Source organism: Rhodospirillaceae bacterium (assembly GCA_040219235.1).
Lineage (GTDB): Bacteria > Pseudomonadota > Alphaproteobacteria > Rhodospirillales > Rhodospirillaceae > WLXB01.
The window spans coordinates 177,496-195,804 of sequence record JAVJSV010000016.1 but is presented as its reverse complement, the minus strand read 5'-3'; the positions used below and the strand labels follow the sequence as shown (position 1 = coordinate 195,804).

18 protein-coding genes are annotated in these 18,309 nt (G+C 54.2%); 11 read left to right on the top strand and 7 right to left on the bottom strand.

The features are described from left to right. Window positions 1-49 precede the first annotated feature (49 nt). Genes RIC29_15500 through RIC29_15490 form a run of 3 tightly spaced genes read left to right on the top strand, consistent with a single transcriptional unit; the run spans window position 50 to window position 3,734 of the window. Window positions 50-1,669, top strand: coding sequence for a CHAD domain-containing protein (locus RIC29_15500; protein MEQ8736330.1), 1,620 nt, complete (start codon window positions 50-52; stop codon window positions 1,667-1,669). A gap of 20 nt (window positions 1,670-1,689) precedes the next feature. After that, window positions 1,690-2,316: a ParA family protein gene (locus RIC29_15495; protein ID MEQ8736329.1), complete on the top strand. Its 627-nt coding sequence runs from the start codon at window positions 1,690-1,692 to the stop codon at window positions 2,314-2,316. A 29-nt stretch (window positions 2,317-2,345) separates the two neighbouring features. After that, window positions 2,346-3,734 carry a M24 family metallopeptidase gene (locus RIC29_15490; GenBank protein ID MEQ8736328.1) on the top strand — a complete coding sequence of 463 codons (1,389 nt, stop codon included), beginning with the start codon at window positions 2,346-2,348 and terminating at the stop codon, window positions 3,732-3,734. Window positions 3,735-3,831: 97 nt separating this feature from the next. On the opposite strand, the gene RIC29_15485 is transcribed toward RIC29_15490, so the two are convergent. Further along, window positions 3,832-6,315 carry a TonB-dependent receptor gene (locus tag RIC29_15485; GenBank protein MEQ8736327.1) on the bottom strand — a complete coding sequence of 828 codons (2,484 nt, stop codon included), beginning with the start codon at window positions 6,313-6,315 and terminating at the stop codon, window positions 3,832-3,834. A gap of 507 nt (window positions 6,316-6,822) precedes the next feature. On the opposite strand from RIC29_15485, the gene uvrA reads away from it, so the two are divergent. The 5 genes from uvrA to RIC29_15460 all read left to right on the top strand — a co-directional run bounded on the left by uvrA (window position 6,823) and on the right by RIC29_15460 (window position 10,688). Beyond that, entirely contained in the window at window positions 6,823-9,654 is a 2,832-nt protein-coding gene (uvrA, locus tag RIC29_15480; GenBank protein MEQ8736326.1) for an excinuclease ABC subunit UvrA, read from the top strand. A 135-nt stretch (window positions 9,655-9,789) separates the two neighbouring features. Beyond that, window positions 9,790-10,110, top strand: coding sequence for a BrnT family toxin (locus tag RIC29_15475; GenBank protein ID MEQ8736325.1), 321 nt, complete (start codon window positions 9,790-9,792; stop codon window positions 10,108-10,110). Next, window positions 10,085-10,339, top strand: coding sequence for a BrnA antitoxin family protein (locus tag RIC29_15470; protein ID MEQ8736324.1), 255 nt, complete (start codon window positions 10,085-10,087; stop codon window positions 10,337-10,339). Before RIC29_15475 ends, RIC29_15470 begins: the two co-directional genes overlap by 26 nt. 10 nt (window positions 10,340-10,349) lie before the next feature. Then, window positions 10,350-10,472: a hypothetical protein gene (locus RIC29_15465; protein MEQ8736323.1), complete on the top strand. Its 123-nt coding sequence runs from the start codon at window positions 10,350-10,352 to the stop codon at window positions 10,470-10,472. Beyond that, complete coding sequence (locus RIC29_15460; GenBank protein ID MEQ8736322.1) at window positions 10,473-10,688, top strand: HigA family addiction module antitoxin; 216 nt, start codon at window positions 10,473-10,475, stop codon at window positions 10,686-10,688. It begins immediately after the preceding gene. A gap of 430 nt (window positions 10,689-11,118) precedes the next feature. On the opposite strand, the gene RIC29_15455 is transcribed toward RIC29_15460, so the two are convergent. The 3 genes from RIC29_15455 to RIC29_15445 all read right to left on the bottom strand — a co-directional run bounded on the left by RIC29_15455 (window position 11,119) and on the right by RIC29_15445 (window position 13,722). Then, window positions 11,119-11,820 carry an NADAR family protein gene (locus RIC29_15455; GenBank protein MEQ8736321.1) on the bottom strand — a complete coding sequence of 234 codons (702 nt, stop codon included), beginning with the start codon at window positions 11,818-11,820 and terminating at the stop codon, window positions 11,119-11,121. A 6-nt stretch (window positions 11,821-11,826) separates the two neighbouring features. Beyond that, window positions 11,827-12,855 carry a hypothetical protein gene (locus RIC29_15450; protein ID MEQ8736320.1) on the bottom strand — a complete coding sequence of 343 codons (1,029 nt, stop codon included), beginning with the start codon at window positions 12,853-12,855 and terminating at the stop codon, window positions 11,827-11,829. Between the two features lie 234 nt (window positions 12,856-13,089). Further along, window positions 13,090-13,722, bottom strand: coding sequence for a VOC family protein (locus RIC29_15445; GenBank protein ID MEQ8736319.1), 633 nt, complete (start codon window positions 13,720-13,722; stop codon window positions 13,090-13,092). A gap of 168 nt (window positions 13,723-13,890) precedes the next feature. Here RIC29_15445 and RIC29_15440 point away from each other — a divergent pair, with 168 nt between their 5' ends. Further along, the gene (locus RIC29_15440) at window positions 13,891-14,625 is read left to right on the top strand and encodes a hypothetical protein (protein MEQ8736318.1); all 735 of its coding nucleotides are present in this window, start codon (window positions 13,891-13,893) and stop codon (window positions 14,623-14,625) included. 55 nt (window positions 14,626-14,680) lie between these two features. Beyond that, window positions 14,681-15,421 carry an NAD(P)H-binding protein gene (locus RIC29_15435; GenBank protein MEQ8736317.1) on the top strand — a complete coding sequence of 247 codons (741 nt, stop codon included), beginning with the start codon at window positions 14,681-14,683 and terminating at the stop codon, window positions 15,419-15,421. Window positions 15,422-15,426: 5 nt separating this feature from the next. On the opposite strand, the gene RIC29_15430 is transcribed toward RIC29_15435, so the two are convergent. The 3 genes from RIC29_15430 to RIC29_15420 form a co-directional block, all read right to left on the bottom strand. Next, complete coding sequence (locus tag RIC29_15430) at window positions 15,427-16,116, bottom strand: hypothetical protein (protein ID MEQ8736316.1); 690 nt, start codon at window positions 16,114-16,116, stop codon at window positions 15,427-15,429. 245 nt (window positions 16,117-16,361) lie between these two features. Then, window positions 16,362-16,586 (bottom strand): hypothetical protein, encoded by a 225-nt coding sequence (locus RIC29_15425; protein ID MEQ8736315.1) that lies wholly within the window; start codon window positions 16,584-16,586, stop codon window positions 16,362-16,364. 122 nt (window positions 16,587-16,708) lie between these two features. Next, the gene (locus RIC29_15420; GenBank protein MEQ8736314.1) at window positions 16,709-17,533 is read right to left on the bottom strand and encodes a hypothetical protein; all 825 of its coding nucleotides are present in this window, start codon (window positions 17,531-17,533) and stop codon (window positions 16,709-16,711) included. Between the two features lie 153 nt (window positions 17,534-17,686). On the opposite strand from RIC29_15420, the gene RIC29_15415 reads away from it, so the two are divergent. Beyond that, window positions 17,687-18,298 carry an aminodeoxychorismate/anthranilate synthase component II gene (locus tag RIC29_15415; GenBank protein MEQ8736313.1) on the top strand — a complete coding sequence of 204 codons (612 nt, stop codon included), beginning with the start codon at window positions 17,687-17,689 and terminating at the stop codon, window positions 18,296-18,298. The last annotated feature ends 11 nt before the right edge of the window (window positions 18,299-18,309 follow it).

Here is an 18,309-nt window from a genome sequence, read left to right as displayed (position 1 = left end):
TAAAAACCAACCGCTAAAAAACTATTATAGGGATGCAGCTAACGTGGATATGACGTCTCCGCAGGAAAATGCGCACGCCTCCTTGAGTCTGGAAGACGATCCCAATGGCGTGGTTGAGATTGAACTCAAGCTCACCACGAATCCGAAGAATCTATCCAAACTGCTCACCCAACTCAGCGCATCTTCTGAAGCTGTTAAATCTAGCCGCAAGATAACGCGCATTGTCTCAACCTATTTCGATACCCCTGATCGCCGGTTGCGTAACCGTGGCCTCACCTTGCGCGTGCGTCAAAAAAACGGCAAACGCGTACAGACCGTTAAAAGCGCGGGGACCGAATCCTCCGGCATGTTTGCCCGGCAGGAATGGACAACGCCGCTGGAGGGTAAAAAACCCGACCTGAGCGCCATTGAATCGTCCTCAGTACGCAATCGCATGGGCCTGATTCTGCCGCAAGAACTCAGCCCCCTGTTTAAAACGGACGTCAAACGCACCACCCTGATCATTGATCACACAACACCCTTGGGTAAAACCGCTCAAATAGAACTGGCCTTTGATCAAGGGCGTATCGTTGCCGGAAAAAAAACCGATGAGATCTCAGAGCTCGAACTTGAGCTCGTGTCTGGCTCACCTAAAGCTTTGTTGGATCTGGCGAAGGTCATTTCCAGAATTGCTCCCACGGTGCTCAACCTACACAGTAAAGTCAGTCGCGGTTTTGACTTATGTTACGGGACACATCCGCAAGCGGTGATGGCCCCAAAAATCAAGCTGCCCAATGCGGCTTCCGTTGAAGAAGCCATTGTTGAAATTCTTAAATCCTCACAAGGCCACCTTCTCGCCAATCGCGCTGCTGCAGCGCTTGGGCAGGACATCGAAGGGGTGCACCAAGCCCGCGTTGCCATTCGCCGCATTCGATCTGCGCTGTCGGTCTTTAAGGATTACCTGACATGCCCCGATGCTGAAAAAATAAAAAACGAAACACGCTGGCTGATCAATGTGTTGGGAGAAGCTCGCGACCTCGACGTCTTTATTGATGAGGTCTTGCCCGCTGTTACAAAAGACCGGCCTGATGACAAAGACTTATCAGCCGTTCTTCTGGCCGCAGAAAAAGCGCGCACCGCAGCCTATCGAAAAGTAAAATCAGCCCTCACCTCCCGGCGCTATACCGATGCCATGCTCGCCACAGCAACCTGGATTGAAAATCGTGCTTGGCGTGAACAAGATAGGACTCATGATCTTGATGCGCGCATAAAAGACGTGTCGTGCACGCTCCTTGCCAAGCGCCATCGCAAAGTCATGAAACTGGGCAAAAACTTCAAAACCTTGAGTACAGATCAACGCCATGAAGTCCGCATCGCCTTGAAGAAAGTTCGTTACACGGCTGAGTTTTTCTCTACCCTTTACCCAACGGCCCTCACCCGCCCCTACATTTCAGCCATGCGTGGTTTGCAAAATGCCCTCGGCGCGTTGAATGATGTCGCGACAGCAGAAACCTTAACCGCCACGCTTGTCACCACTGCCAAAAGCGGAACAAAGCAAAGCGAAACGTTGCGCATGGGGGCCGGCAAAGTCCTCGGCTGGCATACGCGCGCGGCCACTGATGCAAACGAAAATGTCGTTGAACTCTGGACAGCCTTTGCCAAAAGCCAGCCCTTCTGGCTGCCCGCTTAGATGCACGGGAAACACACCTGATGTTGTCAGTTCTGGTCGCCAACCCCAAAGGCGGATGCGGCAAATCCACGATCACCACCAATCTGGCCGCCGCCTTTGCCAACGGCGGACTCAAAACAGCCATCGCCGATGTTGACCCGCAAAAGAGTTCGCTCACCTGGCTCAAACTCCGCCCGGCAGAAGAAGCAAAAATATACGGATTAAACTGGCTCAAAAATGAAGGCGAGACCGTCAAAGGTCTGCAACGTCTGGTCATTGATGTCAGTGCTGGAATTGATAAAAAGAGCTTCGACATGCTGCTCAAAGCGGCTGATGTCGTCGTCATGCCGGTCCTTCCGTCCGTGTTTGACGAACGCGCAACCGGCGCGTTTCTTAAAAAAATCGATACCCTAAAACCCATTCGCAAAGGCCGTAAGCAAGTGGCCATCGTTGGCAACCGCATGCGCTCAAACACCCGTGCCGCCGCCCGCCTGGAAGAGTTCCTTGATAACGCCGGACATCCAGTGGTTGCACGCCTCGCAGACCGCAGCGCCTACAGCGAAATGGCGTGCCAGGGCCTCTCGATTTTTGATCGCGCAGCCACCTATAATGAACTCATCACCACCGACTGGGTGCCACTGGTCAGTTTTATTGAGAACCAAGAGTAAACTTCCCAACACCTTGAGGAATAAATGCCATGATTGACCGCCGTTTTGCACTTACGGGGCTCGCGGCTGCCGCTGGCGCTGCCACCTTTGGTAAAACATCAGCCGCTGTCGCGGCGACAAACACTGCCGGAGCAGCCAGCTCAATTACCGCTGTTGATAGAACGGTTCCGGGGCTCGGGCCACGCATGAACATGGCCCACGCTTATAAAGTGATGGACCAGCTGAACATCGACGCCCTCGTCCTCGGTGAAGGGATAAACTTTTATCACGCGACAGGCTTTTGGCCCCTCACCCAGCGCATGGGCCACGCGCCCGCCGCCTTCGCCATTGTCACGCGCAACGATAGCCAGCCTGTGGCAACAGTGATGTCGGCCTTCAACTATTATTATCAGTTGTCGGACGTGCACAGCAGCGACGACTTTGCGGTCTATCTCTTCACCGCGCCAACCGGTGAAGTGGATGACAACGGCAACCCCATCGCGGCTCCGGTCCAAGGCTTTCGCGATCTGCAACAAGCTGAGCTGGACCGCGTTGAAATACGCCGCACCAGCCTCGCGGCCGCTGCGGCTAAAGAAATTGCGGCGCAGGCCGGTGCCAAGTATGCGATGACGAAAGCCCTCAAAGATTTTGGCGTCGACAAAGGAACCATCGCCACGGATCACCCCAACGTGCTAGCCCTGCTGTCCGAGGCCGCACCGCAGGCGACACTGATCGACGCCGACACAGCTTTGCGCCGCATCCGGCCTGTCAAATCTGCGCTCGAGATTGACCTCATGCGGCAAGCGTCTGCCGCCAATACGGACGCCGCGCTCGCTGCCGTCCGTGCGGTGCGCGCCGGTGCCACCTATCGGGATCTGCGGTCTGTGTTTTATGCCGAAGCCGCCCGCCGCGGAAATCGCGGTGTGTTCATGGTCATCGACCGGGTCAGTTCAGAACTGTACGACGCCCCCTTCCAAGACGGTCAGGCATTTCTCATTGACGCCGTCAGCGAACAACACGGATACCATGGCGATTACGGACGCACGGTCTTTCTTGGCGAACCTACCCGCGCCATGGCCAAAGCCACCACCGCTATGGGACAGGCATGGGATATCGTGCGCGAGTCTTTACGCCCGGGCATCACCTTCCGCGACATCATGCAAACCGGAAAAGACGCCCTGAAAAAGATCGACGCGGATTACACCATATCGTTCACACCACACAGTGTTGGCCTCTATCACACCGACCATGTTGGCAACGCGGGCGCAGCAGCGTTCCGAGAAAATCCGGTGTTGGAAAAAGGCATGATTCTGAGCGTCGATTGCCCGCTGCTCGAAGCGGGCGTTGGAGGTTCGGCCCATCTGGAAGACCTGACCCTCATCACCGAAGACGGCAGCGAACCGATCCACGACATTGGCAATCAGACCATCATCGTCTGACAAACTAAATTTCACTTTCCAGATATTAAAAAAGGGCGTCCAGCAGGACGCCCTTTTCTGTTTCGGCTAAACCAAGAAAGCTTAGAAGTTACCTAGCTTAGAAATTAAATGATGTCCGCACACCAATCTGGCGCTTGTTGGGCAATTGAGCCTGCAACGCGTTTTCCAGAATGAAGGTGGTCGGTGGCGGGAAGAAGGCCAAGTTAATCGTGCCAAAGTCCGTCGTGTTAAACGCCTGCTTCACGGTGTCATCATTAAACAAATTGTCAGCAAATGCCAGGACGCTCCAATTATCAGACACCAGACCTAAACGCAGATCAACCATCCAATAACCCTGCAACTCGGCAATGTTATCTGCCGTGTCAAAGCGATTGCTTTGGTATTGAACATCCGTGCTAATCGTCCAATTGATATCATCAACGAGAGGACGCTCATAACTGGCGCCGAGAACCAGAGAGTGCTTGGAGACGTCTTCCAAACGATTGCCCGTACGATCAACCTCACAGCTTAGTGACGTACCAACCGTAACCACCGTACAGTTGCCAACCGCAGCAATTGTGGCAGCGCCACTGCTATTGGTCTTGAAGTCACCGTAGGTGGCATCAATGTAGGAATAGCCGGCGGAGAGGTTCATGCCTTCTACCGGTGCCCATGCGGCATCGATTTCAAGCCCCTTGACCTCAGCCGAAGAGGCGTTGACGGTGCGGGTGCCCACCAGGCCATTTGGGAGCTGAATCTGAGAAGACGTCTGCTTACCCGAGAAATCTTCGTAGTAGACAGCCGCATTCAAGAGAACCTTGCCGTCAGCCCAGGTCGTCTTGGTGCCTAGCTCGTAGACCCACATGCTTTCACGATCAAAAGCAAACCCGTCTGGATCAAATCCGGAGGCTCCGGCACCCACGGTGCTGATCCCTCCTGGCTTCGCGCCCTTTGCAACAGAGCCGTAGACCAGCATGTCGTTCTTGGTGGTGTACTCAAGCGAGAACCGCGGCGTGAAAAAACTGTCCGAAGATTCTGCATCAATGTTCGGTGAAGATGATGGCAATGTGCCTGGCGGACCAGAGAAGCCAAAGGCATCAACAATGCGCGGACCGGATGGACCAGAAATAAACTGTTCTTCGTCCGTATAACGGCCTTCAACATGCAACGTCAGTTGCTCGGTGATGTCATACTCCAGCATACCAAAAGCAGACAGGTGTTTGGTGTCCCTCACCCATTTATTGGGATCACTATCCCCGATGATACCGAAGAAAGTTCCACATGGCAGAAACGGCAAGCCTGGGAACAATTGATTGTTGGTACAGGCGATATTGTTTGAATCCTGATCAACATCTTCGTCCCAATATAGGCCGCCGACCATCCAACGGAAGCGGTCTTCGTCGTTGGACTGCAACCGGATTTCTTCGCTAAACAACACCGTCTCTGATGCCACCCGGAACAATGTGCCGTTCGTCCGAGTTGCGAAGCTGCCTTGTCGCGTATTTTCACTGGCTTGAGACACATCAGCGGTGGCGTAATGCGTCACCGAGGTGAAGGAGCCAAAGCCGAGGTCCCAATCGAGGGTACCAGCAATGCGGAAAATTTGTCGCTCACTGCCGCGGAACTCTTCGCCCGTAATCGGGTCCTCGGAAATGGTAAGACCTGGAATATCTGCCGCATCCGGCACGACACCTGCAAAGCCCCCAACAGAGACCACAGCCGGACTAATAACGCCATTCCCGGAAAAAGGAATCGTCGGGAAGGCCGAGGTTGGAATCGGCAGTTGCGTATTTTGCCCGACAAAAGCAAAGGCGGACTGACCCAGATGATCGTCGGTGTATTCCGCACGCGTCGTGAAGGAAACATCTTCGTTAAAGTTCCAGATCGAAGACAACGCTAGGCCGTAGCCATCACTGTCGCCCACATCTGCGCCGGTCACCGTGTTGTCGTAGAAGCCATCAAAGTTCCACACCGAGGCATTAACGCCAATCAGGAATTTGTCTTCCACAATCGGACCATACAGACCGACAGACGCTTCCGCCTGGTTACGCTGTCCGCCATTGATCGAGACCTTGCCTTCCCATTCATTGGTGGGCTTCTTGGTCACATAGTTGATCGCGCCAGCAAACGCCGAGCGGCCATACAACGCACTTTGCGGCCCCTTGACGATTTCAACGCGCTCAAGGTCAAACAGGCGCGAGTTAATCAGCAGTGAGCCACCGGCGGATTGCACGGACTCACTGGACACATCGACACCATCTAACAGCAACGCCACGTTCGGACGGCCACGAGACGGGGCCAAACCACGAATGGTCACCCGCACATCCTGCGGAAAAGTCCCTTGGTCAACCGTCACACCCGAAGTCAGGCGGGCGATGTCTTCAATGCTGTTCAGACCCTTGCGCTCAAGCGTGTCTGCCGTAAAGGCTTTAATCACCAGCGGAATATCCTGCAGGTTCTCTGATCGCTTACGCGTGGTCACCACGATTTCTTCAAGAGAAACCTGTGACAAAACCGGCGCGGCATCAACAGCGGTCAACGCCCCAATAACGGCTAAAGACGCAGCAGTTCTTTTAAGTGATGAATGTGACCCGTAGGCCATTGGCGTATCCTCCCCAGGAAAACCGATTGCGAGAACCGATAAGTAAAACTGATATAAATTATACGAATAGATTTAGTAATAACCCTGCATACAATCTGTGCTTACGTCATAAATCGGAAACCATGTTTAAAGGCATGACCACATATCGGTCAGGGGATTGCAGCAAATGCTCGGAATATGAGCTAACGGTGTCCCTAAAATTACTCTCAATTTCACGCGCCCTTAAATTTCTGAGCCACCCAGGCCAAAGCAGGACGTTCACGGCATTTTCACATGCCATTCGCCGCCTGATTCAGGTATCAAGTTCGCCCATCAACACATCCCCGAGATTGCCTCGACCGTACAAAGGGTTTAAACCGAACCTAAACAAGAACATAAGAAGAACATACTGTGCCCGCAAAAGCCAAAACCACGCCAAAATCAGCCTCAAAAACAACAGCAAAAGCCAGCGTTTCTAAAAAGACCGCCACACCGCCAGCGCGGACGGGCCTCAGCTCTGTCATCAGCGTGCGCGGCGCGCGCGAGCACAACCTGCAAAACATCACGGTTGAGCTGCCGCGCGATCAATTGGTTGTGATCACCGGTCTGTCCGGTTCGGGTAAAAGCTCGCTGGCGTTCGATACCATCTACGCCGAGGGCCAGCGTCGCTATGTTGAAAGCCTGTCCGCCTATGCTCGTCAGTTCCTGGAACTGATGCAGAAGCCCGATGTGGACTCTATAGATGGCCTCTCGCCCGCCATTTCCATTGAGCAGAAAACCACCAGCCGCAACCCCCGCTCCACCGTCGGCACGGTCACGGAAATTCACGACTATATGCGCCTGCTGTGGGCGCGGGTCGGTGTGCCCTATTCCCCCGCCACCGGCCTGCCCATTGAGGCCCAAACCGTGTCCCAGATGGTCGACCGCATCATGGCCATGGGCGACGGCACCCGGCTCTATCTGCTCGCCCCCATCGTCCGGGGGCGTAAGGGCGAATACCGCAAAGAGCTGGCCGACCTGCAAAAGAAGGGCTTTCAGCGCGTTAAAGTCGATGGCACGCTGCATGAAATCGATGACGTGCCGCCGCTCAACAAAAAGCTCAAGCACGATATTGAAGTGGTGGTCGATCGTGTGGTCGTCCGCGAAGGGCTGGAAAGCCGCCTGGCCGAAAGCCTGGAAGCCGCGCTGTCGCTGACCGATGGCATCGCCTTTGCTGAAAATGCAGATGCTGAAGCAAGCGACGAAAGCAGCCGCACCGTCTTTTCCGCCAAGTTCGCCTGCCCGGTGTCCGGCTTCACCATTGATGAAATCGAGCCCCGGCTGTTCTCCTTCAACAATCCCTTTGGCGCGTGTCCTTCGTGCGATGGTCTCGGCGTGCGCATGACCTTCGATCCCGATCTCGTCGTGCCAGATCAGAGCAAAACCCTGGCCCAAGGCGCGGTCGCCCCCTGGTCGAGCGCCTCACCGCCGTCACCCTATTATCTCCAGGCGCTGCGTGGCGTGGCAAAGATCAACGGTGCCAATGTTGACACCCCATGGAGCAAACTGCCCAAGAAAGTACAGCAGGCTATCTTCTTCGGCAGCGGCGACGAGCCCATCCTGATTAAGTTCGACGATGGCAACCGCAAGTATGAAACCCGCAAACCCTTTGAAGGCGTCATCAACAACCTCGCCCGCCGCTGGCGCGAGACCGATTCCGCCTGGATCCGCGAAGAACTGTCCAAGTATCAAACCAGCCAGAAGTGCGAAGCCTGCGACGGCCACCGTCTCAAGCCCGAAGCCCTGGCGGTCAAAATTGATGGCAAGCACGTCAGCGAAGTGTCCGAGCTGTCCATCTCCGACGCCCACACCTGGTTCCAGGCGCTGGAGACAAAACTCTCCGCCAAAGACACCGAAATCGCCCGCCGCATCCTGCGCGAGATCGACGAACGCCTCGGCTTCCTCAACAACGTCGGCCTGGAATACCTCACCCTCGCGCGCAACTCCGGCACCTTGTCCGGCGGCGAAAGCCAGCGCATCCGCCTCGCCTCGCAAATCGGTTCCGGCCTCACCGGCGTGTTGTACGTTCTCGATGAACCGTCCATCGGCCTGCACCAGCGCGACAACGAACGCCTGCTGCAAACCCTGCGTCGATTGCGCGACATCGGCAACACCGTCATTGTGGTCGAGCATGATGAAGACGCCATCCGCACCGCCGATCACCTGATTGATATGGGTCCGGGCGCGGGCGTCCACGGCGGCCATGTGGTCGCCCAGGGCACGCCGTCCCAGGTGATGATGAATAAGGACTCCCTCACCGCCGCCTATCTCACCGGCGTCAAAAAGATCGACGTGCCCAAACAGCGCCGCACCGGCAATGGCAAGGCCATCAAGGTCATCGGTGCGGAAACCAACAACCTGCAAAAGGTCGATGCCAGCTTCCCGCTCGGCACCTTCACCTGCGTCACCGGCGTGTCCGGTGGCGGCAAGTCGTCACTGGTGCTGGAGACTCTCTATAAAGCGCTGGCCAAAACCCTGCATGGCGCACGCGATCTGCCCGGCCCCCACAAAAAGATCGACGGTCTCACCTATATCGACAAAATCGTCGACATTGATCAAAGCCCCATTGGCCGCACCCCGCGCTCCAACCCCGCCACCTACACCCAGGCGTTCACGCCGATCCGCGATTGGTTTGCCGAACTGCCCGAAGCCAAGGCCCGCGGCTACAAGCCGGGGCGTTTTTCCTTCAACGTCAAGGGCGGCAGGTGTGAAGCCTGCCAGGGCGACGGCCTGATCAAAATCGAAATGCACTTCCTGCCCGATGTTTATGTCACCTGCGATGTCTGCAACGGCCAGCGCTACAACCGCGAAACCCTCGACGTGAAGTTCAAAGGTAAATCCATCGCCGACATTCTGGACATGACCGTCGAGGAAGCCGTGACCTTCTTCAAGGCCGTTCCTGCCATCCGCGATAAAATGGTGCTGCTGCAACAGGTCGGGCTCGATTACATCCGCCTCGGCCAGCAGGCCACCACCCTCTCCGGCGGCGAAGCGCAGCGCGTCAAGCTGGCGAAAGAACTCTCCAAGCGCGCCACCGGGCGCACGCTCTATATCCTCGACGAGCCGACCACCGGCCTGCACTTTGAAGACGTGCGCAAGTTATTAGAAGTGCTGCATCACCTGGTCGATCAGGGCAACACGGTCATCGTGATTGAGCATAATTTAGAGGTCATCAAAACCGCCGACCACCTTATCGACATCGGCCCCGAAGGCGGCGCCGGCGGCGGCCACATTGTCGGCACCGGTACACCGGAAGAGATTGCCAAAATCAAAGCGAGTTATACGGGGCAGTATCTCAAAGGGTATTTGGGGAAGCGGTAACATACGAACGCGCCAAGCCATCTCCCACCCCTGTCATTCGCCGGCTTGACCGGCGAATCCAGGGACAATACGCACACCAATAATGTTGACAAATGTACATACATTTATACATACTGGTTTTGTGAGACAGGGGATATGACAAGCCCCGTGACCGGCTTTGAGTGGGACGATGCCAACCGCGAAAAATGCCGCAAACACGGGCTAACGCTAGAAGAGATTGAAAGCGTGTTTCATGGAACGGTCATGGTTCTGCCGGACCCCGATCATTCGATTGGCGAGCAGCGGTTCCGCGCCATTGGTAAAACCAATATTCAGCCGGCCGTGGCCAATCGCTATGTCTTCGTTGTTTTCACGTTGAGGAACCGCAACGGACAAACTTACATTCGCCCCATCTCTGCCCGCTACATGCACCGGAAAGAAATTCACCGTTATGAAAAAGAAAATTCCAACCTTTAAGACCGACAAGGCCGCAGAAGACTTCGTCGATAAAGCCGATCTGTCAGAGTACGACCTGTCCGGCGCGACGCCCATGCGTTTCGAGTTTGAAACCAAGGCCGCACGCGTCAACATGCGGCTGCCGGACTCGCTCCTCAAGGCGGTTAAAGCGAAAGCTGCCGCACGCGGCATTCCGTATCAACGCCTTATCAGAGAAGTTCTGGAGAAAGCAGTGTCCGCTAATCTCTGAGGTGTGACTGATGCGAACAACACAACGCAGGCGCGCAACGCCCGGTGAAATGCTGCGCGAAGAGTTTATCAAACCGCTGGGCTTGACTCAGACGGCCCTGACTCAGACAGCCCTGGCCGAGGCCACCCCATGAATATCGAGCGGCGTCGAGCGACGATTGGTCAATGAACTGTGCAACGACCGCCGCGCCGTAACCGCCGATACAGCCCTGATGCTCGCGCGCGTGTTTGGTAACACGCCCGTATTCTGGCTGAATTCTCAAACCCGAACAGACCTCTGGAAAGCCTTAAACACACCGGAGCGGCGCAAACGGATCGAGCGCGCCCGCCCTGTTAAAAGTGCGGCGTAAAAACGATAACCGTTTCGCAACGCTGCGGGTCATACCCTATTTCTTATGTCATAATATCTCATGCATTATTTTTGTCATTCGCCGGCTTGACCGGCGAATCCATAATCTCTGTCACTTTTTTGAGGCGTGACTGATCCGAACGAAAAAAAGCAAGCGCGCCATCCTCATCCCAGAAGAGATCGCACAAATCAAAGCAAGTTACACGGGGCAGTATTTGAAGGGCGTGCCGGGGAAGTGACACGTCAGAGAGAGGTCCGGCACGAGCAATGATCCTGACAACAGACCGACTGGCAATTCGTCCGTTCGAACAGACGGACCTTCCTCACATCCATCGCATCTTGCTAGACGCCTTCGGCGAGGAATCCCAGATCGACGACGCGGACGCACTGGCCGACAAGGGTTCTTGGCTTCATTTGGGGAAGTGAGCTAGTTAAAATCCAAATGCCATATTTCTTTTAGATTCTGTCTCACTTTCCAAATTAGACTCCGTTTTATCGTGATCTAAAGCATAATTATTTGAATCACGATAAATAGTCTCAATTGGTTTATTTAATAGTAAAAATTTTTCAAGCGGCAGAGGTTCAACCATCTCAAGAGAGTTAGGAGTTTCAATAAGTTGTTGTCTCAACTCCATCAATAAGCGCCCAAGAGCATTTGTTCCCTTTAGTATTTCAGCGCTCTCCGGTCTTGCACTCCAAAATGGGTCTTTATTAGACTCTTCTACGATCGGACTATCGCCAGTTTCTAATAGCAAGTTTCCAAATTTATCCCAATTTTGAACTAGCTTAACCTTTAAGCACCATTTCATAATTGGAATTCTTATCTGGTCCCATTTTGGTCTGGTTGAATCACGAAACGGCTTGCCTCTCATTTTGGCCGTCATTGGGCTTTTTTCAGATATTATACTTCCCTGAACCTCTGGAAGGTGGGGATACCTACAAGATTGATACAACGCCTCAGATGTCCGCAGTCTGATACCTGAAATTTCTATAGGATAACCAGCAGCCATATTCGATAAGCCACCCCATTTTTCACGCGTTTTCTTAAAAATTACAGACTTCTTACGTTCGTAAACACGTTCTTCAAGTTTAGGCTTTGATTTAGCATCGGAATTTAAAATTACATGTTCCATAGTGTGTTAGTTTGCAAACTCACGTGAAGCTCGTTGGATTAATGGGTACCATCTACGAAGCGTCTGGTTGCCATTTGGATCGCCCCACCAAAGAACTAAGGGGGCGTTATTTGGGCAATTGCGGTAGGTGCAGAAAAGTGTACCAAAACCTACACTTCGAAATGTTGAATATCCCAAAGGTTTCATCATTCGATTATTTGAAGCTCCTAAAGTACAAATATATGCACCGCGTTCCATAAATGCATATTCTAGCTTTGCTCTTGCAGAAGAAGTTGAAAATAAATTAGCATCTCCAAGATTTTCGCCGCTCCGGCTATGGAAATGATCAAGCTTCATTTCTCTTTTGGTAAGCCATTCTTCCACCATACCACCATCTGGTATAAATGTCGGCCAGAGAACGTCGGAATTAGCACGGTAAGTTTTTCTATTTTCTAGTCTAATAACTGCCCAAGGTTTTACAGTTATGCTTCTTTCTTTCTGTACCTTAATACCCAGTTTACTTAATTCATATTCTCCAAATTTATGAGCGCCAATAACCACAGTTCGAATTTCTACGTTTTCAACGTTATTGGCTTCGATCCAATTACTTAAATCGACCGTCATCTGATGGCCTGTAAAAATTCCATCGTCTAAGTAAATCCAAACATTGTTCTTTGAGGAATTAACAGCAATATCAACGCCATATTCTTGTTTGCAAAGCTCGCATAGCTTTCTATTTAACTCTTTTTGGCTACGACTATTAGGTTGGATATCAAGTAATCCTACATTCTGCCAAAATTTCTTGGGATCCCCAGCAGTAAAATTTGAATCATTCAGCACACTCTTCAGAAAACCATCGACTTTTTTCTCACTTACGTATGTCTTATTAAGGATATTAGCGGTTTCTGTTACGATCTGATGTCGATCCATTTCCTCGAATTGATTGGCCCAGCGCTCCACATGCTCAGGCGTTAGCGTGGCTAATTCATCCTGCCTATAATCTTCAATTATATTCGATAAATTCTCACAAGCTTTAGAGTATGTGCTGTCTGACAATATGAAATCCAAACTTTAAATTAGTTTACTCGCCTAAACCATAACTCAGGATGGTATATACACCAATACGTATACCATAAAGTGAGCTGAATTGCACTAAATAGACTTATCCTTTTAGGTCGCCTTCAGCATTTAAAACGAATTTCATGCAAACACCCAAGCGACGCCTGTCACCTATTCAAGAACGCGACATAATTCCATTACACCGCCCACACTTCCCAAAAGGATTCCCCCCTACAACTCCACTTCCACCCGGTACCGCTCCGCCGCCTTGTCCCACTCCGCGTCGTCTTCGGGGTTGTCTTCATAGTATTTAAAAAACGCGATCACATGGCCGTCGGGGTCGACCACACCTAGTTCCATATAGCGCAGGCGCGGCGTTTTCACTTCGCCGTCATCCCCTGCTTTTGTCGTCGCTTCTTTTTGGGCCAAAATCGGTCCGATCACTTCACTGCCATAGGCGGTCGCACGTTCGCCAATACCCAGTATGTCGCTGGCTTCAAACAGCACCGTACTCACGCGCGGGTTTTGCGGCACCTCAAAGGGCGTATCCACTTCGCGCAGGGCAATGCCGCGTGTCTCGTTCGAGGTGTTCAATTGCGCAATGCGCCGCCGCGTGCCCTCGGTCGTGTTAAACAACCTGTTGCCCATGGTGCTTTGATCCAGGCTGTACACCTGGTCCACCGCATACACTTCCAGGCCGATCACATTTTCATAAAAATCGATCGAGCGTTTGAGGTCGGTCACAAACACCAGTGCGCGTTTAATGCGCAAGGTGGTGCCTTTGAGTTTGCCCTCTGCCGGATTTTGATTGCGCGTGCCATCGGGCAGCGGCGGCGCCGGGACGTAGTTGGGATTATCACTCATATCTGCGCTCTCTGACTTTGGGCCTCTGTTCGCGGCCAAAACCCTAAACCGTTTACAGGCCCCCGCCTAACCTTCACAGTGTTTTTTCCTAAGTGACCTGCTCTCAAAAATATGGCCTTATGGCATGAGATGAACATCAGTTTGTACGCTGAACGGAGAACCGACCACATGAAAACCGCAACAACCACCCCCCTCGCCGCGCTCTTTCTTCTGACCTCCTCTGCTTTCGCCCTCGCGCAATCTCCCACCGGCGTGCCGGAAATTCCACCGCGCCCGGATAAAGGCCAGATGAGTTTCTTCATCACCAGTGTCGGCCTAGGCGATGGGGCAAACTTGGGCGGTCTGGCTGGGGCAGATGCCCATTGCCAATCCCTTGCCGCAGCCTCGGGCGCAGAAGGGGCCGCCGGTAAAACCTGGCGCGCGTATCTCAGCACACAAACCTATACGGACGCCCCCGGCATTAACGCGCGCGACCGCATTGGCAATGGCCCGTGGTACAACTTCAAAGGCGTGCGCATTGCGCGCAACCTCAGTGATCTGCATGGCGACACGCTGGACGAAGCGCGTCATGGCAACATCCTCAACATCAACACGGCGCTGGACGAAACCGGCGAACGCGTTCCCGGAGAAATCAAAGTCGTGGGACAAGAAGGTCGCAATCAGCATGACATCATCACCGGCACGCGCATCGACGGCACGGCCTTTACCGATACGCTCGATCGCACCTGCCGCAACTACACCAGCAACAGCCCGGACGGCAGCGTCAACGTCGGCCACCATGATCGCCTGACCACCTTCACCAGCATGTCGTGGAACGATGCCCACGCCAGCGTTGGGTGCAGTCAGGAAAATCTGGTGGCCACCGGCGGTGCGGGGCAGTTCTATTGCTTCGCGGCGGATTAAACCGCGCTGACGTCACGGATAATCTCAGCCATGACACTTCTCTATGAGGACTAATATGACTCTGCTCCGTACATTGTTCGCTTTAGCACTATTCGTTGCCGCCCTGCCGTTCCCCAACGCCTTGGCGGCCAACACGGGCATTCTCATCATCGGCGGCACCGGGCAACTGGGCTCCTATCACGTCAACCAGCTGTCCGCCGCAGGCGAGCGGGTGATTGTGCTGGCGCGGCCCTCCTCGACCTTCGAGCGCCTCGAAGGCAGCACCTATGAAGTGATGATCGCCGATCTCATGGACGCCGCCGCCGTAAAGGCCGCCGTGCTGGAGGCCAAGCCCGCCGTGATCATCGATGCGTCTAACCTGTCCGGCATTCGCTTGGATGATGGCGACAGCTTCTATTGGCGCTACATGCGCACTCTGGTTGAAGCCGCCCAGGCGGCTGAGGTCACCCAAATCATCCGCCACAGCGGGCGCGGTGCACGGCCAATTCTCACCCAACCCCCGGCCATGTTCGCGGATGAACCCCGCGTTATCAATTACATGCGCGATCTTGCCCGGGCCGAAATTGCTTTGGAAACAGCTGCCGCCAACTCAGATTTGGAATACACCATCGTCCTTAACGCCAGCGTGACACCCGAGCCTGCCGCCCCCACCGGCACCGGCGCACTGTCGGATGATCTCTCCATCGACACCACCATGACGCGCTCTGATCTGGCGCGCATCACCCAGCCCTGCATTCTCAACCCGGCCTGCTATGGCAAAACCTTGAATGCCGTTGGCGATACGCCACAGGACTAGGGTGCTTAGGTACTCCGTCCGGCAAACTGCACGAAGGCCGAGAGTTTTGCCAACAACGGTGCGCGGTGCGTTTTGCTGAGGTGTTCACGCCCCTCGTTCAGCAACCGGGGTGCAAACATAAACAGCACGATCATCATCAAGGTGAGTCCGATCACAATCGCCCGCCCGATCGTCATATCGCCTTGCGCCAGGGTGATCAGCCCCGCAAGGACGTCCAGCATCGCCGCACCCAGGCAGATCCACACATACGTCAGGGAGAGCCTTACCCCGGCGCGGTTCCACACGAACTCGGCCACGGCGACCAGTTCGCCCGCCTCACGATGGAAGGAGCCCTGCATACCGCCGAAACTTTCGGCCTCGCCGGCCCCCTCTGTTGGGATGACGTTATCGTCTTGGCTCGCGTTCGCATGCCGTGCGGGCAAGCGGGGCACAAAGAATGTGCGGCCATCTTTGCTGCTGCCGGGACCAAACAACGCGTTAAACTGGGCTGTGTCGATCTCTGCCGCGCGGAGGTCTTGGTCCCGGCCCGGCGCCCTGCCGCGCTCCAGCCGACCATCCGCATAGACCGTGTAGCCACGCGGACCAATAAAGGTCCCGGCAAGCCAGGACTGAAACGCAAGAAAGAAGCGCATGAGCGGATCGACGTTCCCAGAATCCAAAAATTGGCTTAAAACACGGGCGACCGTCACAACCACGCCGCGCCACACCTCTTAAGCATTTGATCTATATAGGGGTTTCAGTGCGAAAGAAAATTACGGCTTTCTGCAATAATGTTGTGCATGGGCTCGTTTCACGTCCCCTTAACCCATTGATTTTATTGAAAACAGGGTGGCGTGCATGGGCTCGAACCGAGGTCGAGCCCGGAAAATAAAATCTCGTTCCGAGGGGGGCGCCCAAATCAAAAAATCTCGAACCGAGGTCGAGCCAAGAATTCCGGGATTTAATCCTGAACGACGTAAAAATAGTCGTCGTCTTCCCAGGCAATATTGCGGGCTTCTGGGGCATCATAGGTGGGGATTTTTAGGGCTTGAGACGGGAGAGGCCGATTCTCATTGGCCACCACAGACCGCATAGCAATCTGTGGACCTTTTGCCTTTTCGGCTTTACCTGTCTTAACCACCTCAGCCATCAGATCTGCGGCGGTCTTATTGTCGGGCTGAAACATAACTTGTCACCTCATCTCAACTCGTCCGATCTCACGTCGAACGTTGAGAAGAACCTGACCCGTTTTCTCTGAATCAAACGTTAAAACAGCAGAATTATTAGGTTTCGAGACAGAACAAGTGTTTACTGCGCCACCTGCCCCCGCACGTCGTCCCAGCCCTTACGAAAGCCCAGAGTGGCACCGGCTGTGCCGGGCGTTCTGACCTGAAAGCCCATGGGCCAGTGATCCAGGTCCGTCCACAAATCAAAGTCCAGTTTGAACACACCGCCGTTCGGCATGGGCAGTTCTTCAACAAACGTGAAGTGCCGCAGCATCACAGTTTCGGCCTCTGCCTCTGGCAAGGCGGCGCGCTTCACCGCCTGCTCGCCCTGATAAACCAAGTTCGCTTTGCCGCCGGATAACGTTCTTACCTTGTCCAGGTCTTGCCCCGCCCATTGAAACGTCTGCACGCCGCCTTTTTCCAAATCGTAGTGCCGGGTCATGACAAACATCGCCACGGAACTGGGGCTCATGTTGATAAAGCAATCCGGGTCGCACACCGCTGTGGACGCAAGATGCACGCCGTCACCCTCGCTCAGGCTGTGGACCTGTATCTCCACCTGACTTCCAACCCGCTCCATATAACTCACCACCGGCACACCGGCGTACAGCCCTAAACCGCTGGCGCTTAACGACTGCCAATCCGCATCCAGATCAAACCGGGCGCGCACCCGAAAGCTGCCATTTCCGGCAGAAATTGTGTTCAGCAGCGTGATCCCGCCATCGGGCCGTTGCACATATTCAAAGGCTTCTTCGCGCGCAAAATCTGGGTTTCCTGTCACCACCATCACGCCGCTGTCCAGCACCTTTGCGCCAGCCACACCGGCATAGGTCGACGGGTGATCGGCCAACACAGGCGTCATCAATGTTAAACTCAAAAAACCTGCGGTGAGTGTGTTGCGGAACATCTGTATCTCCCTGTTGTGCAACGTAGTATAACAACGTGATGGGTTTTGCCTACGATCCTTGACCTGCAACCCCGGAAAAGGGCATTTTCCTGCCTCAAACACTGGTCACAATGCGCGCCTTAAATATTGACCCGAACAACCTGAGTACTCCGCATGTTTCTGCTCATCGATAACTACGACAGCTTTACCTACAACCTGTGGCACTACCTGGGTGAACTGGGCGCGGACGTTGAGGTTGAGCGCAATGATCAGCTTACGGTGGCAGAGGCTTTGGCGCGGAAACCCCAAGGCATTATTCTCTCCCCCGGTCCCTGCGACCCGGATCGCGCGGGCATTTGCCTTGGTCTTGTGGAAGCTGCCGCGCAATCAAGCCTGCCGCTGTTTGGGGTCTGCCTGGGTCATCAAAGCATCGGGCAAGCCTTTGGCGGTCAGGTTATCCGTGCGGCAGAACCCATGCACGGCAAGGTCAGCGCCCTACGCCATACAAATCACAAGATGTTCGAAGATATCCCCTCACCGTTTACAGCCACCCGCTATCATTCGTTGATCGTCGCGCGTGACTCTGTGCCAGATGATCTGGAAATCACGGCTGAAACCGACGACGGCGTGATCATGGCGTTTGCCCATAAGTCTCTGCCCATCACCAGTGTTCAGTTCCATCCTGAAAGCATCGCCTCTCAGTTCGGCCATCGTGTTTTACGCAATTTTCTGCGCTCAGCTGGCTTAGATGCGCCTGATATTCCCGACCGCTCTGTCGCGGCATAAGGCATCGTCCG